At 67.9% G+C, this 15,303-nt stretch carries 17 protein-coding genes and 1 pseudogene; 8 read left to right on the forward strand and 10 right to left on the reverse strand.

Annotated elements, in window-relative coordinates:
* A pseudogene (locus ACWELQ_RS16475) lies at nt 1-115 on the reverse strand (class II fructose-bisphosphate aldolase); the annotation flags it as partial.
* A 226-nt stretch (nt 116-341) separates the two neighbouring features.
* Between ACWELQ_RS16475 and ACWELQ_RS16480 the strand changes: the two are divergent.
* Together ACWELQ_RS16480 and ACWELQ_RS16485 are read left to right on the forward strand one after the other, a co-directional pair.
* Nucleotides 342-995, forward strand: coding sequence for a DedA family protein (locus tag ACWELQ_RS16480; protein WP_452397905.1), 654 nt, complete (start codon nt 342-344; stop codon nt 993-995).
* A 28-nt stretch (nt 996-1,023) separates the two neighbouring features.
* Nucleotides 1,024-1,725, forward strand: a complete 702-nt coding sequence (locus tag ACWELQ_RS16485; RefSeq protein WP_452397906.1) for a DedA family protein — start codon at nt 1,024-1,026, stop codon at nt 1,723-1,725.
* A gap of 4 nt (nt 1,726-1,729) precedes the next feature.
* On the opposite strand, the gene ACWELQ_RS16490 is transcribed toward ACWELQ_RS16485, so the two are convergent.
* The 3 genes from ACWELQ_RS16490 to ACWELQ_RS16500 form a co-directional block, all read right to left on the reverse strand.
* Nucleotides 1,730-2,872 (reverse strand): glycoside hydrolase family 76 protein, encoded by a 1,143-nt coding sequence (locus ACWELQ_RS16490; RefSeq protein ID WP_452397891.1) that lies wholly within the window; start codon nt 2,870-2,872, stop codon nt 1,730-1,732.
* A 62-nt stretch (nt 2,873-2,934) separates the two neighbouring features.
* Nucleotides 2,935-3,618, reverse strand: a complete 684-nt coding sequence (locus tag ACWELQ_RS16495) for a TrmH family RNA methyltransferase (RefSeq protein WP_452397892.1) — start codon at nt 3,616-3,618, stop codon at nt 2,935-2,937.
* Between the two features lie 9 nt (nt 3,619-3,627).
* Nucleotides 3,628-4,113, reverse strand: a complete 486-nt coding sequence (locus ACWELQ_RS16500; protein WP_452397893.1) for a hypothetical protein — start codon at nt 4,111-4,113, stop codon at nt 3,628-3,630.
* Nucleotides 4,114-4,205: 92 nt separating this feature from the next.
* Between ACWELQ_RS16500 and ACWELQ_RS16505 the strand changes: the two genes are divergently transcribed.
* The 6 genes from ACWELQ_RS16505 to ACWELQ_RS16530 all read left to right on the forward strand — a co-directional run bounded on the left by ACWELQ_RS16505 (nt 4,206) and on the right by ACWELQ_RS16530 (nt 10,043).
* Nucleotides 4,206-5,594, forward strand: coding sequence for a sensor histidine kinase (locus ACWELQ_RS16505; protein ID WP_452397894.1), 1,389 nt, complete (start codon nt 4,206-4,208; stop codon nt 5,592-5,594).
* Between the two features lie 17 nt (nt 5,595-5,611).
* Entirely contained in the window at nt 5,612-6,253 is a 642-nt protein-coding gene (locus tag ACWELQ_RS16510) for a LuxR C-terminal-related transcriptional regulator (RefSeq protein WP_452397907.1), read from the forward strand.
* Nucleotides 6,254-6,293: 40 nt separating this feature from the next.
* Complete coding sequence (locus ACWELQ_RS16515; protein ID WP_452397895.1) at nt 6,294-6,905, forward strand: Uma2 family endonuclease; 612 nt, start codon at nt 6,294-6,296, stop codon at nt 6,903-6,905.
* Between the two features lie 141 nt (nt 6,906-7,046).
* On the forward strand, nt 7,047-7,466 hold the full coding sequence (locus ACWELQ_RS16520; protein WP_452397896.1) for a hypothetical protein: 420 nt from the start codon (nt 7,047-7,049) through the stop codon (nt 7,464-7,466).
* 139 nt (nt 7,467-7,605) lie between these two features.
* A complete protein-coding gene (locus ACWELQ_RS16525; protein ID WP_452397897.1) occupies nt 7,606-8,928 on the forward strand; it encodes a purine-cytosine permease family protein in 1,323 nt (440 codons plus the stop codon).
* On the forward strand, nt 8,925-10,043 hold the full coding sequence (locus tag ACWELQ_RS16530; protein WP_452397898.1) for a phosphotransferase enzyme family protein: 1,119 nt from the start codon (nt 8,925-8,927) through the stop codon (nt 10,041-10,043). The genes ACWELQ_RS16525 and ACWELQ_RS16530 overlap by 4 nt, the downstream gene beginning before the upstream one ends.
* A 26-nt stretch (nt 10,044-10,069) precedes the next feature.
* Here the strand turns inward: ACWELQ_RS16530 and ACWELQ_RS16535 are convergent, their stop codons facing one another.
* From ACWELQ_RS16535 to ACWELQ_RS16560, 6 genes are all read right to left on the reverse strand, one after another.
* Nucleotides 10,070-10,756, reverse strand: a complete 687-nt coding sequence (locus tag ACWELQ_RS16535; protein ID WP_452397899.1) for a lysoplasmalogenase — start codon at nt 10,754-10,756, stop codon at nt 10,070-10,072.
* The gene (locus ACWELQ_RS16540) at nt 10,756-11,814 is read right to left on the reverse strand and encodes a beta-ketoacyl-ACP synthase 3 (RefSeq protein WP_452397900.1); all 1,059 of its coding nucleotides are present in this window, start codon (nt 11,812-11,814) and stop codon (nt 10,756-10,758) included. The genes ACWELQ_RS16535 and ACWELQ_RS16540 overlap by 1 nt, the downstream gene beginning before the upstream one ends.
* A gap of 122 nt (nt 11,815-11,936) precedes the next feature.
* Nucleotides 11,937-12,482, reverse strand: a complete 546-nt coding sequence (gene pyrE, locus ACWELQ_RS16545) for an orotate phosphoribosyltransferase (RefSeq protein ID WP_452397901.1) — start codon at nt 12,480-12,482, stop codon at nt 11,937-11,939.
* A gap of 8 nt (nt 12,483-12,490) precedes the next feature.
* Nucleotides 12,491-13,300, reverse strand: a complete 810-nt coding sequence (locus tag ACWELQ_RS16550; RefSeq protein ID WP_452397902.1) for an SDR family NAD(P)-dependent oxidoreductase — start codon at nt 13,298-13,300, stop codon at nt 12,491-12,493.
* A gap of 175 nt (nt 13,301-13,475) precedes the next feature.
* A complete protein-coding gene (locus ACWELQ_RS16555; protein WP_452397903.1) occupies nt 13,476-14,588 on the reverse strand; it encodes a hypothetical protein in 1,113 nt (370 codons plus the stop codon).
* A gap of 59 nt (nt 14,589-14,647) precedes the next feature.
* On the reverse strand, nt 14,648-15,303 hold a 656-nt coding region (locus ACWELQ_RS16560), incomplete at its 5' end, for a DUF5666 domain-containing protein (RefSeq protein ID WP_452397904.1).

Below are 15,303 nucleotides of genomic sequence, written 5' to 3' on the forward strand. Positions count from 1 at the left end.
TGATGGCCGCGTTGATGGTCTCCGAAGAGGTGCAGTTGATGGCGGGGAACGCGAAGGAGTTCTGCTTGGCCCGAGCAATCATCTCGGCGTAGATCTCCGGAGTCGCGATGGGCACAGTGACCTCCGTGTTGTGTGTGGTGCGTACGACAAATTCTGTCAGCTGACACGATAGGACAGCCCTTTTTCTCCGGGGCAATGGCCTCACATACCCCACAAGTTTGTGAGGTTGCTTCGACGTTCGGTGTGATGTCCGAGGTACCGGTACTGTGGTGGCCGTGACCTTGCTGGCCGTATCCGATGCCGTGACGACCAATGCCGCCTTGCCCGCGATCTTGGATCCAATGCACCTCCTGACGGAGACTTGGCTCTCGCACGCGGTGCTCCCGGCGATCTTGGCCATCGTCTTCATCGAGACCGGCCTGCTGTTCCCCATCCTCCCGGGCGATTCGCTGTTGTTCACTGGCGGTCTGCTGAGCGCCCAGGCACACCCGCCGGCCGGGATGAACATCTGGTGGCTGGTGCCCGCGACCGCGTTCGTGGCCTGGCTCGGCGACCAGAGCGGCTACTGGATCGGCCGAAGTATCGGCCCGGCGCTGTTCAAGAAGGAAGACACGCGCTTCTTCAAGCAGCATTACATCACCGAGACGCACGCCTTCTTCGAGAAGCACGGCCCCAAGACCATCGTGCTGGCCCGCTTCGTGCCCATCGTGCGTACCTTCATGCCGGTGCTGGCCGGTGTCTCGAAGATGGACTACCGCAAGTTCGCCACCGTCGACATCATCGGCGCGGTGCTGTGGGGCGGCGGCGTCACCGTGCTCGGCTACTTCCTGGGCAATGTCGAATTCATTCGCAAGAACGTCGAGGCGATCTTCCTGCTGATCGTGTTCGTGTCCATTCTCCCGGGCATCATCGCGGTCGCGAAGAACTTGCTGCACCGCGGCCAGCACCCCGAAAAGGCCGAGCTGGCTGCCTCGACGAACGAGCCGACCCACTGAGCCATCGGTGTCGACCACCCCGCTAACCATCGCCTCCGGAGCCCTTGCCTCGGGAGGATTCGGACCGCTCGAAACGGCTGGGCCGGTGCTGGTCTGGACGATCGTGCTCACGTTCGTCTTTCTCGAGTGCGCACTCATCATCGGGTTGTTCCTGCCCGGTGACTCCATGCTCATCACCGCGGGCGTGGTGCTGGCCTCGCAGGTCGGCGAGGGTCAGGTGTGGGCGCTGTCGGTGGGTACCATGATCGCGGCCATCGCGGGCAATCAGGTCGGTTACGTCTTCGGCCAGCGCACCGGACACCACATCGTGGCGCGCAAGAACGGCAAATACATCAACACCCGCAATCTCGCGCGGGTGTCGGCGATGCTGCACAAGCACGGTTTCCTCGCGGTGCTGGTGGCCCGCTGGATTCCATGGGTGCGCACGCTGTGCCCGCTGGTCGCGGGCGCGGCCGGGATGGACCACCGCAAGTACACGATCGCCTCGACCATCGGCGCGATCATCTGGGCCCCGGTGATCCTGCTGGCCAGCTACTACGCGGGCAGCTTCCTGACGGATATGTCGTGGCTGATGCCCGCGGTGATCGGGACCCTGATCGTCGGGCTGATTCTCGGCACGATTCTCGGCGTGCGGCAGTACCGTGCCGAAATGGCGCGCCCCGCCGAGGATTTCGACCTGGACGCGGCGGAGGCCGCGACCGTGCCGCTGCCGGTCATCCGGCGGCACTGACCAGCTACAGACCGGCGGCCGTCACCGTGTGCGCGGCCTCCATCAGCTTCCAGCCCGAAAGCTGCACCGACAGATCACGTTCCGGATTGCGCGAGGCGCTCACCGAACCACCTTCGAAGACGCCCGCGCCCGCGATGCCGGGCAGTCGCGCGGGCTGGCGCCAGTCCGCGCCGAAGAGCGGTTCGCCCTCCACGTCGAGGCGATGTTCCCAGGCCGCGGTCGCCGAGGCGCGCACGATCGCGGCGGCCTTGCGGCGCGCGGTCACCTGCGCGGGCTCGTCGCCGGGCAGCATGAGCGCGGCCAAGGCCAGGTAGCGAATGAGGATGCCGTTGAACAGGCCACCGTCGCCGCCGCCGTCACCGACCACGATGCCGCCCGCGGTCATGTGCTCCTCGACCGCGTCCACCAGCCGGACCGCGCGCTCGGTGTGCCGGGCTTCGCCGGTGTGCACGGCCAGTTCGGTTTCCAGGCCGAGGGTCACACCCTGGCAGTAGCTGTAGACCGGCTTCTCCACCTCGCCCGAGGGTAGGTGGATGCCGTCGAAGATGAGACCGGTCTCCTTGTCGCGCAGGTTGGCGTCGAGGAAGTCGGCCAGTTCCTGGGCCAGGTGGTAGCGACCCAGCCGGGCCATGGCGATCCCCGTCGGGCCGTTGGCCGGGGCGTTGAAGAAGTCCGAACCCTTGCGCCACGGGACCGCGCCGAACTCCGGCTCGAACCCGTTGACCAGCGTCTTCTCCAGGTTCAGCAGCGCGCCGCGAACCTCGGCCACGCCCTGGGTGCGCTCGGCTCGCTCCAAAGCGATGGCCAGCCAGGCCATATCGTCGTAGTAGTTGTTGGTCCAGCCGGTGATATTGCGCAGCCGCATGGCGTGCGCGATGGACCAGAGGCGGCGCTGCCGCGCGGGGGTGGGATGCCGGTTGGCGGCATCCACCGCGCAGTCGATCAGATGCGCCTGCCACCAGTAGTGCCAGAAGGCGAAGGCCCGTTCCCGCTTGGTGGCGGGCCAGCCGACCACCCCTAGCTGGGTACCCGGAATCGCCCACAGGGTGCGTAGGTGGCGCGAGAGGATCGCGGACTCGGCCAGGTCTGCGCGCTCCGACCAGAGCGCGGCGGTCGGCTCGATATTGCGTCCGGTCCGCGATGTCATGGGACTAATAATGCCAATCGGACAACCATGTTCGTGGCTATTTTGTTACCGAGAGTCGGAGGTCACCAGGCGTTGCCCAGGTCAGCGTGCTGACGAATCCAGGCGTGCATGGCAATACCCGCCGCGACACCGGCGTTGATGCTGCGGGTCGAGCCGAACTGGGCGATCGAAACGGTCAGCAGCGCGCCGTCTTTGGCGGCCTCGGTGACGCCGGGCCCCTCCTGGCCGAACAGCAGCAGGCAGTCGCGCGGGAGAGTCGCGGTCTCCAGTGGGACCGCACCCGGGACATTGTCGACCGCGACCACGGTCAGGCCCTCGGCCGCGGCGAACCGCAGCAGTTCGGCGGTGTCGGTGTGATGTCGGATGTGCTGGTAGCGGTCGGTGACCATGGCCCCGCGCCGATTCCAGCGCTTGCGACCCACGATGTGCACGGCCGCCGCCGCGAAGGCGTTGGCGGTGCGCACGACCGTCCCGATATTGGCGTCGTGCCCGAAGTTCTCGATGGCGACGTGGAAGGGATGCCGGCGCGCGTCGATATCGGCGACGATGGCCTCCCGACGCCAATACCGGTAGGCATCCACCACATTGCGCCGGTCACCGTGTTCCAGCAGTTCCGGGTCCAGGCGCGGATCGGCGGGCGGCTCGGTCCCGAATTCGTCGCGCCACGGGCCGACGCCGTGCGGATGCTCACCCCATTCGGTCGGGCCGGGGGCGAGCGCTTCGTCGTCGGTCGGGGCGGAACTCACCCGGCGATCCTAGTGCGACGCGACCGCCCCGATGACCGCGAGCAGCACGAACCCCACGACGACCACGATCATCAGGCTCGAGGAGACGATGCCGCAGATCCACCCGGCGGTCACCATGCCGCTGCCGCCGATGGCGCCGCCCGACGCCTGGATCTCCTTGCGCGCCCGGGTGCCCATGACCCAGGCGACCGGTCCCAGCAGCTGGCAGAAGACCAGACTCATGATGCCCAGCACCAGCACGATCACCGCCTGCGGATGATCCGGCTGCGGCGCACCGTAGTACTGCGGGTAGTAGCCCGGGGTCGGCTGCGGGTAGCCCGGGTTGTAGCCGGGCTGCGGGTTGTAGCCCTGCGGTTGGTCGTACGCCTGCGGTTGGTCGTAGCCGTAACCCATGGGCTGCTGGGGCTGTTGCTGCTTGTTGAAATCCACGGGCTGCTGCGGGTTGTGGCCCGGAGACTGCGGATCCCAGCCCGGCGGCGGGGGGTCGTATGTCATGAGCAGCATGCTAGGGGGTAGTGCTGGCTACACCCAGGATTTGAGTGCCTGCCCTATCGCCCACGACCGCACGCGACCGACACGATGGAGACATGAGCGATACGGCCGCCCTGCCCATTCCCGCACTGGATCCGCCCGCGTCCCAACCGGATCCGGGTGGGACCGGTCCGTCTTCCGGACTCCGGACCTTCGTGACCGCCCCGTTCCGGCCGCGGGTCTGGAAGGAATTCGCCTATCTGATCATCGTTTTCGTCCTGGGCTGCCTGGCGACCGCCTACCTGTTCCTGGCGCTCGGCGGCAGTCTGTACGTCTCGCTGCTGGTGGTCGGTGTCCCGGTGCTCGCGGCGGTGATCCTCGGCGGCCGGGTCTGGGGACGGATCTACCGGGTGCTCGGTGTCGTGCTGCTGGACGCGCCCCTGCCCGAGCCGCCGCCGTTCACCTTCGCGCCCGGCCCGATCGGCTGGCTGCGCGCCGCCTTCACCGACCGGACCTCGTGGCGGGCACTGTTTTTCCTGCTGCTGGAGTTCGTGCTCGGGGTGGTGGTCGGCTATGGCGTGCTGGTCGTCATCGCCATCACCGGATTCGTGGCGCTGTCACCCATTCCGTGGGCGCTGCTGAATCCGGAGAACGTGGATGAGCACGGGGTGTCGCATCATTCGCTCGCCCAGTTCGGCGACTTCTATATCGACACCTGGCCGCGGGCACTGGGTTTCGCCGCGATCGGGGTGCTCGGCTGCTTCCTGCTGCCGTGGCTGATCCGCGGCGTCTGCTTCCTGCATCGCGAACTCTCGCTCTGGCTGCTGACGCCCAGCCGCCGCGATCGCGCGCTGGCCGAGCTCCAGCAGAGCCGCCGCGCCGCGGTCGAGGATGCCGCCGCCACGCTGCGCCGGCTGGAACGCGATCTGCACGACGGCACCCAGGCGCGACTGGTGAGCATCGCCATGATGCTGGGCCGTGCCGAGGAACGTCTCGCGACCGGCAGCGATGCCGGGGAGCTGATCGCCCAGGCACGCACGGGATCCAAGGAGGCGCTGACCGAATTGCGCGAATTGGTGCGAGGCATCCATCCGCCCGCCCTGGACCTCGGTCTGGAAGCGGCGCTCGAAACTCTCGCGGCCCGCTGCGCCGTCCCGGTGGAACTGCGGGTGCTGCTGCCCGTGCGGCCCAGCCCGGCGATCGAGGCCATCGCCTATTTCTCGGTGGCCGAGTTGCTGACCAATGTGGTGAAACACGCTGCCGCGAACCGAATCTGGGTGGCGGTGCTGCCCACCGGATCGGACGCGATGGCGGTGAGCGTGCGCGACAACGGGCAGGGCGGCGCGCTGCAACCGGCCGACGCACCGGGTGAAGCCGTTGTGGCAGGCGGGCTTTCGGGGCTGGCACAACGGGCGCGGGGCGTGGACGGTTCGCTGTTCGTGGACAGTCCGGTCGGCGGCCCGACCGTGGTCACGCTGGTGCTGCCGCTCGCGGGCCCGCAATGATCGAGGGCGTGAACGGGTTGCGCGTGGTGATCGCCGAGGACAATGCCATCCTGCGCGACGGACTGACCGCCTTGCTGGCGGAACGCGGATTCGAGGTGGTGGCCACGGTGGGCGACGCGACCGGTCTGCATGTTGCGGTAGCCGATCATGCGCCCGACGTGGCCGTGGTGGATGTCCGCATGCCGCCCAGCTTCACCGACGAGGGCCTGCTGGCCGCGCTCGCGCTGCGGCGCAGCCATCCCACGACCGGCGTCCTGGTGTTCTCCCAATGGATCGAAACCCGTTATGCCACCGAACTGCTGGCCGCCGGCGCGGGCGGGGTGGGTTACCTGCTCAAGGATCGGGTGGCCGATGTGACCGATTTCGTCGATGCTCTGCGCCGCGTCGCCACCGGCGGCACGGCCCTGGACCCGGAAGTGGTGAGCCAGCTCATGGGTGCTGCCCGGCAACAGGATTCACTGGCGCGCCTCACCCCGCGCGAACGCGAGGTGCTCGAATCCATGGCGCAGGGATTGTCGAATTCGGCCATCGCACAGGCGCTGACGGTGAGCGAACGCGCGGTGGAGAAGCACATCGGCAACATCTTCACCAAGCTGGAACTGCCGCCGTCGGATCTGCATCACCGGCGGGTGCTCGCGGTTTTGCGATTGAAAGGCTAAAGGTCACTGCGGGGTTGCCGACCGTGGAAGACTGGAGGGCATGACTCGGTCGAGTTCCGCGGAATTGCTGAAATCGGTTGAATACTGGCCGAATCACCTGCTCACCATTGCCGAATGGTCACTGCTGCCCGAGAACAATCGACACTGCCGCGAATTGGTGGACGGCGTGCTCGTGGTCGCGCCGCAGCCACCGCGGCATCAGCTCGCGGTGTGGCGGCTGGCCGCGCAGTTGGAGCGGGCGCTGCCGCGCCGGGTCGCGGCCATGGCGCGCATCGAATTGCTGGTCGACGAGGGCTCACCGCCGACCGTGCGGGTGCCGGACGTCCTGATCGTGGGCGGCGCCGCCGGGGCCGAGCACGCCACCCGGGTGCGGCCCGCGGATGTGCTGGCCGCCATCGAGATCGTCTCGCCCGGTTCGCGGCGGGTGGATCGGGTGATGAAGTTCGCCGAGTACGCGGAGGTCGGAATCGCGCACTATTGGCTGCTGGAGACCGAGGATTCGCTGCGGTTGCTGACCAATCGGCTGCACGAGGGGCGCTACGTACCGACCGGTGAGTACACGGGACAGGTGGCCCTCGATATCGACGGCATGACCCTGCCACTCGATCTCGACGCCCTCACCGCCCTGCGCGCCTCCAACGCGTCGGTCTGAGTACCGCCGCCCCGCCGGTCTCCGCAATACACCCCCTGACCTCGCTGAATTCGCTCACCCGCGACCACATTCGGGACTATCCTGGAGTTCCGTAAGCCGTGGTTGGAGGGTGTCATGGACCACGCGCGCATTATCCGAACAGTGCTCGGAGTGACAGCCGCCTACCTGATCGCTCTCGGCGTCTGGCTGGGCTGGATCGTCCCGCTCACGCCGCCCGGAACCGTCCCGCTCCAAGTGATCACGCTGGTCGGTCTATTCGGCACCTTCCTCGGGCTCGGCATGCTCTTCGCCCAGCGGCCCACCCGCTCCGACCGCAGGCTGCGCCGCCACGGGCTCGAGGGCTGGGCGAATATCGAGGCCGTCCATCCGCTGCGGCGGACCGACCATTGCACCGAGATCACCGAACTGGATCTCGAACTGGTGGTGCCGGGTTCGCAGACCTACTACGGCAGCATCATCTTCGATGTGGAACCGGTGGTGAAGCCGAGAATCACTGTCGGCGGCACCATTTCGATCCGGGTGGACCCGTCCAACCGCGACCGGATCATGCTCTGCCTGTGACTCGTGAGTCCTCTCCTGGGCTCTCGTGCCCGCCGCACTTTCGTGCGGCGGGCATGGAATCAAGAGGTCGGAGAAATATATCCAGGTCAGGGCCACCTGGCTGCCAGTTTTGCCCGATCCTGGCCGTAGCATCCTCGACATGACGATCGCCGATAAGCCGAAACACCAGGAAGCGCCGCTGGTGCTCGACACCGCACCGCCGCGCACCCTGGGATTCACGGACCAGGCGGCGTTCTGGCTGAATCTGGGCGTCAGCCTCATCGGCTTCAGCGGTGCGATCGTGGTGTTGACCCCACCCGACGGCTCCCGCCTGCCGCTCGTCGGCGCGCTGCTGGCCACCGTGGTCGGCACGGTGGTCGGCGCGGCCATGGTGGCCGGACCGGCCGCCATCGGAGCCCGCACCGGAGCTCCCGCCATGGCGGTACTGCGTGGGCTGTTCGGCACCCGGCTGTCGTACGTGCCCACGGTCGCGAACATCGTGCAGTGCATCGGTTGGGGCGTTTACGAACTCACGGTCATCACCCTGGGCGTCTCCGCACTGACACACGACAAGGTCCCGCACTGGATCGTCATCGTCGCCGCGGGCGCGCTCTCCACCGTGATGGCCATCTGGCCGCTGTCCGCGGTGCGCGCGTTGCGCAAATACGTGTCGGTGGCGGTGGCCATCGCGCTGATCTACTTCACCGTTCAGCTACTGCGCCAGCCTGTTCCGCTGCCGAAGGACACCAGTTGGAGCGGCTTCTGGCCCGCCGTGGACTCCACCCTCGCGGTGTCGATCTCCTTCGTGCCGCTGGCGGCCGACTACACCCGACATTCACGCACGGCGAAGACGGCCGCCGGTGCGACGGTGCTCGGCTACTCCATCGCGCAGGTCTGGTGCTACGTGCTGGGCATCCTGGCGATCCTGCAAGCCGGTAGCGCCGACCGCATCTTCGACACCTTCCTCGGCGTGACCGCGGGCTGGCTGTTCTTCGCGGTGCTGGTGCTGCGCGAATCTGATCAGTCCTTCGCGAATATCTACTCGACGGCCATGTCGATCCAGAACCTGCTGCCGCGGGTGGATCGCCGCCTGCTGGCCGGACTGGTCGGCCTGCTCGTCACGCTGCTGGCTCTGCCGGTTCGCGACTTCAGCAATTACGCCAACTTCCTCTACCTCATCGGATCGGTCTTCGTGCCGCTCTGTGCGGTGCTGGTCGTCGACTATTTCTTCGGCCGCGGTCGCACCGGCTGGAACCTCACCGAGAACGCGCCCACCCGGCCACTCATGTTGCTGCCGTGGGCAATCGGCTTCGTGACGTATCAGCTGTTCAATCCGGGCTCGATCACCTGGTGGACCGATTTCTGGACCAAGGCGCAGGACGCCCTGCACATCCATCCCGGCTGGTGGTCCTCGGCCTCGCTCTACTCCTTCCTGGCCGCCGCGGTGGTGACCGCGCTCCTGGTCCGGTTGCGGCGGGGATGACCGACGGCCGCGTCTACGGCATGGGGTTCGACCCGCTGGTCGAACCCGACTGGCCCGCACTGACTTCCACCGAAGTGGCGGCGGTGCTGGGCACGGACGCGGTGATCGAATGGCGCAGCCCGCGTCCGCTGTCGGCGACGGCGCGGGTGCGGCTGCCGGACGGGCGCGAGGTCATCCTCAAACGACTGCCCCGCACGCTGCGGGACGCGGCCGCGCTCGGTGAGGAACACCGGTTCATGGATCATCTGCGGGCGGGCGGGATTCCGGTGCCCCGCCTGCTCCACACCGTCGACCTCGGCGAATTCGCCTACGAGGTACAGGAACTCGGCCACGGCGTCGACGAATACGCGGGCGTCTTCTCCTGGACGCCCTACCACTCCCCTGCCGAGGCGGGTGCCGCCGGACGGATGCTGGCCCGGCTACACCTGGCGGCCGCCGGATACCACGCCCCGGCCCGCCCCCCGCGGCCACTGATGGCGGGCTTCACTCTCGTCGCCGCCGCCGATCCCGTTGCCGCCGTGGCCGATCGGGCGCGGCAGCGTCCCGCACTGGGTGAATTCCTGGCCGAGCGCGACTGGCGCGGGGATATGGCGCGCGTCCACCTTCCGGCGCACGAACGCCTGTACCCGCTGCTCGCGGACCTGGAACCGCTGTGGACGCACAATGATTGGCACGGCACCAATCTGCTCTGGCGGGACGGCGAGGTGTCCACCGTCATCGATTTCGGCCTGTGCGACCGCACCACGGCGATCCATGATCTCGCGACCGCCATCGAACGCTGTGCCGTGGACTGGATTTCGATCCGCGGCGGCGGGCCCGCGCACCTCCGTTTCGATCAGGTCGAGGCCCTCCTTCAGGAATACCAATCGGTACGGAATTTGACCCTCGCCGAACGCCGCGCCCTTCCCGCGCTTCTCCCCCTCGTGCATTGCGAGTACGAGCTGTCGGAGATCGACTACTTCCTCGGCGTCGTGCCCGGCGGCAATGCGAAGAATGCCGAAATCGCCTATGCCGAGTACTTTCTCGGCCATACCGCCTGGTGGACCGAATCCCGCGCCGGAACAGCGGCGGCCAACACGATTTCACGACTCGTGAATATCAGGACCGGGACTTGATTCCCCGATCATGATCGCCGATTCGATTACCGATGCGCGCGCGGATCCGCCAGCAAGTATTGCGCCGCCGCGTAAGTGCCGAGAATGACGCCCTCGCTGATCCGGCGGGACTGCTCACCGCGCGCGAAAATGCGGCGCAGCACGATCAATCCGTCCGACAGCGTGAACAGCAGCGCGCCGAGACCCAGACGGCTGCGCGGGTCCGCATTCGGGACATTCACGCCCGCGATATTCTTCGCGTCCCGGGCCAGCTCGGGATCCGACGCCAGCGTGGCCGCCGTCCCCAGGGTCGCGCCGTAAACGGTCAGCGGGACAGCCACATTCGGGGCCTTGAACCGCATCAACGTCGCCGCGCCCAGCCAGGCCGCCACCCGCGGCGCCACGACCTGCGCGCGCGGACGACCGCCACGCCGGAACCACAGCCACGAATACCCGGACTGCATGACCGCGAAAGACGAAGCGCCCGCGATCAATCGGCGATCGTCATCGGGTTCGATGAGCAGCACGTCGCCGACCGTGGCCGCCGCCAGCGACCCGAGCAGCACCTTGCGATCGGTGCGATCCAGGTACTTGCCGTTGACCGCCACGTCCGCGGCCAGCAGCGGCATCAGCAAAGGTTTCGCGACCCACTGCAATTTCTCGCGACCGGTGACCGCGCTGAACACGGTCACCGCCGCCGCGCCGACGAACGCGGCGCGGAACGGGCGGGCCATCAGAAGCTGGGTTCGGCCGGAGCCGGGGGCAGCACCGCGACCTGCCCGGCATACGACAGGCCCGCGCCGAAGCCCAGCAGCAGCGCCAGCTGACCGCCCTTGGCCTTGCCGGTCACCAGCATCTCCTCCATGGCCAGCGGGATCGACGCGGCCGAGGTGTTGCCGGTGTTCTCGATGTCATTGGCCATCGGGATGTCGTCGGCGAGCCCGAGGTTCTTCTTCATCAGCTCGTTGATGCGGGCATTGGCCTGATGCGGGATGAACACCTCGATGTCCTCCTTGGCCACGCCCGAGACCTCGATGGCGCTCGACAGCGCGCGCGGCAGCGTGACCGCCGCCCAGCGGAAGACCTTGGGACCCTCCATGTGCAGCGACATCCGGCCCACCGCCTCGACAGCCGGGTCGGTGCCCTGCAGGCGCTGCGCCTTGTTCATGAATTCCAGGAAGTCGACGTCCTGCGAGATGGCCTCGGCGTTCTCGCCGTCGGAGCCCCACACGGTCGGGGAGATGCCGTTCTCCTCGGAGGGTCCGACCACGACCGCGCCCGCGCCGTCGCCGAAGATCATGGCCGTGCCGCGGTCCTTCGGGTCGAGGCCGACGGTCATCGTCTCGGCGCCGATCACCAGGATGTATTCGGCCGAGCCGGAACGGATCATGTCGGTGGCGACACCCAGGCCGTAGCCGAAACCGCCGCAGCCGGAGGTCAGGTCGAAGGCCGGGATGCCGTTCATGCCGAGATCGGCGGCCACGCTGGGCGCGCCGTGCGGGGTCAGCTTGAGCCAGCTGGAGGTGCAGAACAGCAGCGCGCCGATCTTGGATCGGTCGATGCCGGTGTTGTTCAGCGCCCGGTTGCCCGCCGCCACCGCCATGGTGCGCAGGGTCTCGTCGCCGGAGATCCAGCGGCGGTTGTGGATGCCGGTGCGCTCGAAGATCCACTCGGGCGTGGAGTCCAGGGTGTCGCACACATCGGCGTTGCTGACGAGGCGCTGGGGCCGGTAGGCGCCGATGCCGAGCATTGCGACGTTCTGATGACCTTTGTTGATAGCAATGCTCACCACAGGTGACTCACACGACCCTTTCACAACACCTTTGTCGGACGTAAGACCAGCACCAGGCTAACTCAGAGCAAGGGTTCAGCCCAGAGCTATGTCTCGTTAACCCGAAGGTAGGGACATATGTCCTAACCCAGGGCTAGGTCCTTGAGGCCCAGGATCGAGCGGTACTCGAGGCCCTCGGCCGCGATGATGCCGTCGGCGCCGGTCTCCCGGTCCACCACCGTCGCCACACCCACCACGATCGCGCCCGCGTCGCGCAGCGCGCGCACCGCGGTGATCGGGGAGTTACCGGTCGTGGTGGTGTCCTCGACCACCAGCACCCGCTTGCCCACGATGTCCGGGCCCTCGATCTGGCGCTGCATGCCGTGCGTCTTGGCCGCCTTGCGGACCACGAACGCGTTGATCGGACGCCCCGGCGCGTGCATGACCGCGGCCGCCACCGGGTCCGCGCCCATGGTGAGCCCGCCCACCGACTCGAAGTCCCAGTCCGCCACCAGTTCACGTAGCAGCTTGCCGATCAGCGGTGCCGCCTCGTGATGCAGGGTGGCCCGGCGCAGGTCCACGTAGTAGTCGGCTTCCTTGCCCGAGGACAGGGTCACCCGGCCGTGCACCACGGCGAGGTCGCGCACCAGTGCCGCGAGTCTGTCCCGGTCGGTCGTCGTTACCTGCATTGCTGTGTCTATGTCCTTCCGCGTGCGTTGAACAGGCCCCGGTTCAGGCGGGTCACCAGGGATCGTGGGATGAGCCCGGCGATCGCGACGATCGCCTTGTACTGCATACCGGGCACGCTGATCACCCGGTCTCTCTCCAGATCATGCAGCGAACCGGCCACCACCTCGTCCACGCTCAACCACAGTGGTCGCGGCAACGAGGCCATATCGATTCCGGCTCGCTCATGGAATTCGGTGCGAACGAATCCCGGGCACAGTGCCTGCACCCGAACTCCGGTCCCGGCCAGCCCGCCAGCCAGCCCTTGGGAGAAGGATACGACGTACGCCTTGGAGGCCGAATAGGTCGAGCCCCGTCCGGGAATCAGCCCGGCGGTGCTGGCCACGTTCACCACCGTGCCCTTGGCCGCGTGCAGCATGGGCGGCAGGGCCGCCCGGGTGAGCTGCACCACGGCCGTGACATTCACATCCAGTTGGTTCTGCAGGGCGTCCGGGCCCTGCGACCAGAATTCGCCCGACATGCCGAATCCGGCGTTGTTGACCAGGAATTCGACGCCGTCGGCCAGGCGAGCGGCCACCAGATCGCGATCGTGGGGGCGGCCCAGATCGGCGGGCAACACCTCGGCGCGCGCACCGAACCGCACCTGCACGTCGTGCGCGAGCGCGGTCAGCCGGTCCTCATCGCGTGCCACCAGCACCAGGTCGTAGCCGAGTGCGGCGAGCCGGGTGGCGTACCCCTTGCCGATGCCGGAGGTCGGGCCGGTGACCAAGGCCACCGGACGATGCGCGCCGGGCAGACGGGCAGGGGAACTCTCGATCATCGACGGCCTATCACTCGCACGTGCGGGGAGCGGTCGGCGATGACCGGAACTGCGCCCCCATTCTGATCCCTGCCCGTCCCACAGACTGCGAATTCACGCAGATGCGACGTGGCTGCGGCGTGCCGCACAGAGATCACCGCGGCGTGCCGCGCGGATAGGACGGGGGCGCGTCGGTTCACCTCGGGGCTGGGCCCTGGTAGGGCCGGAAGCCGGGGTGGAACGGTCCGCCGGGCGGGGCGCTGCGGCCCTGATCACGACGCCAGCCCTCCTCCGGCTCGCGGTCGGGATCCTCGCCCCGCGGCTCGGATTCCGGCTCGGGCCAACGGTCTTCGTCATCCGGGCCGGGCCCGTCACCGAAGTCCGCCTCGTCCTCCTGGGCGGGCGGCCAGTTGCGGCGCGGACGATTGCGCGGGTCCGGCACCACTTTCAGTGCGGGACGCCAGTTCTCGGGCTCGTCGTCCGATTCGCTCGCGCCGGCGATATCACTGACCAGCGGTGAGTCGTAATCGTCCCCGGACGGCGCGCGACCACGCGGGTCGGCCTGCGGGCGCGGCCGCGGCCGGACCGGTTCCTCGTCGCCGTAGTCGCCGTACTCGTCGTGGCCGTCGTACTCGTCGTCCTCGGGCATCGGATGCGAGCTGCCCGGTTCCGGCAGTTCGTCGCGACCGCGCTCGGCATTGATGACCGGCGGCAGCACGTGCAGCAGGCCGGACAGCCGCAGCACGGCGTCGATGGCCATCTCCCAGTCCTTGGCGACGGCGCTGACCGGCAGCATGCCGAGCGTCCAATTGCCTTCGGACCACAGCTGTTGCACGGTGTCGGGCAGCGATTCGATGAACGCCACCATGCGCTGGTCCACCGCGTGCCGGGCGATGTCCGGATTGGTGGCGAAGACCACCCGGTCACCGATGGCGCCGAGCAGTTCCAGATCGTGATCCTTCGGCGGCGCCGCCGTTTTCAGGCGCAGGTCGATATCGATGTCCGAGCCGATCTGACGGCGCACCGCGACCAGGGTGGCGGCGTCCTCCAGATCGAAGAGCACGAACTTCTCGCCCTTGCGGTTGCCGGACACCACATCCACCGCGGACAGGTAGCCGAGTTTGGCCAGCGCACCGCGCCGCCAGGTGGCCGCGAGCGCGGGCTCCACCGAAACATAGGTGTAGCCCTGGGATTTCGCCCAGACCTGCCGCACATGCCCGGTGCGCTGCCGCTGCAGCCGATCGAAATAGAGCAGCACGATCGCACCCACGAGCGCGATCGCAGCCAGCCCGAACCATATCGCCGTCATCGCCGCCTACCCTATCCAGTTGGTGCACGTAATGCCCGGCACGCCTGCAGCTTTGTCGCTCATCGGGTCCCACTCGGCAGCGAGGTACTGAAGATCAGCTTCGCCTGAATCGACCCGTCGGCGTTCTTATCGCCTTGCACCATAACGACTTCCCCGATCGCCAGGTCGGCGACCTTGGTGCTGCCCAGCGAGATCACCTGGGTGCTGGCGTCGGTCTTCACCGTCGCCGAGGTGCCGGAGAGGGTGGTGATGGTCAGGGTCGAGCCGTCGTTGCTCGCGATGGTGCCCATCTGGGCGCCGAGCTGATCAAGATCCCCGAGGCCCGGAATGGTGGGAATCCCGCTGGGTAGTGGGACCACGGAGGTGTTGCCGGGTAGCGGATACGCGGAGGTGCGGACGGTGCTGGGCGCGGCCGCGGTGTCCGAGGAATCCTTGTGCCCGAGCAGGGTGCCGATCACGACACCGGCGATGGCGATCAGCAGCACCGCGGCGATGCCCAGCGCGACCCACATCGTCGTCCTGCGCGGGGGCGGGGGCGGCGGCGGGTTCTGTGGGAAGCCCCCGGGCTGATATCCGCCGGGCGGCATCCCGGGACCACCCGGATAGGCCGCGGCGCCATAGCTGTTCGCGTTGCCGTAGCTGCTGGTCGGCGCGTACCCCGGCTGCCCCGGGTAGACGGCGGTCGGCTCGACGCCGCCGCCGGTCTCGTACCCGC

It is taken from the genome of Nocardia sp. NPDC004722 (assembly GCF_053601505.1).

Coding starts and splice junctions, on each gene's coding strand:
- ACWELQ_RS16480 (WP_452397905.1), top strand. CDS start 342: ATGCACCTCCTGACGGAGACTTGGCTCTCGCACGCGGTGCTCCCGGCG.
- ACWELQ_RS16490 (WP_452397891.1), bottom strand. CDS start 2,872: ATGACATCGCGGACCGGACGCAATATCGAGCCGACCGCCGCGCTCTGG.
- ACWELQ_RS16500 (WP_452397893.1), bottom strand. CDS start 4,113: ATGACATACGACCCCCCGCCGCCGGGCTGGGATCCGCAGTCTCCGGGC.
- ACWELQ_RS16505 (WP_452397894.1), top strand. CDS start 4,206: ATGAGCGATACGGCCGCCCTGCCCATTCCCGCACTGGATCCGCCCGCG.
- ACWELQ_RS16515 (WP_452397895.1), top strand. CDS start 6,294: ATGACTCGGTCGAGTTCCGCGGAATTGCTGAAATCGGTTGAATACTGG.
- ACWELQ_RS16525 (WP_452397897.1), top strand. CDS start 7,606: ATGACGATCGCCGATAAGCCGAAACACCAGGAAGCGCCGCTGGTGCTC.
- ACWELQ_RS16530 (WP_452397898.1), top strand. CDS start 8,925: ATGACCGACGGCCGCGTCTACGGCATGGGGTTCGACCCGCTGGTCGAA.
- ACWELQ_RS16535 (WP_452397899.1), bottom strand. CDS start 10,756: ATGGCCCGCCCGTTCCGCGCCGCGTTCGTCGGCGCGGCGGCGGTGACC.
- pyrE (WP_452397901.1), bottom strand. CDS start 12,482: ATGCAGGTAACGACGACCGACCGGGACAGACTCGCGGCACTGGTGCGC.
- ACWELQ_RS16550 (WP_452397902.1), bottom strand. CDS start 13,300: ATGATCGAGAGTTCCCCTGCCCGTCTGCCCGGCGCGCATCGTCCGGTG.
- ACWELQ_RS16555 (WP_452397903.1), bottom strand. CDS start 14,588: ATGACGGCGATATGGTTCGGGCTGGCTGCGATCGCGCTCGTGGGTGCG.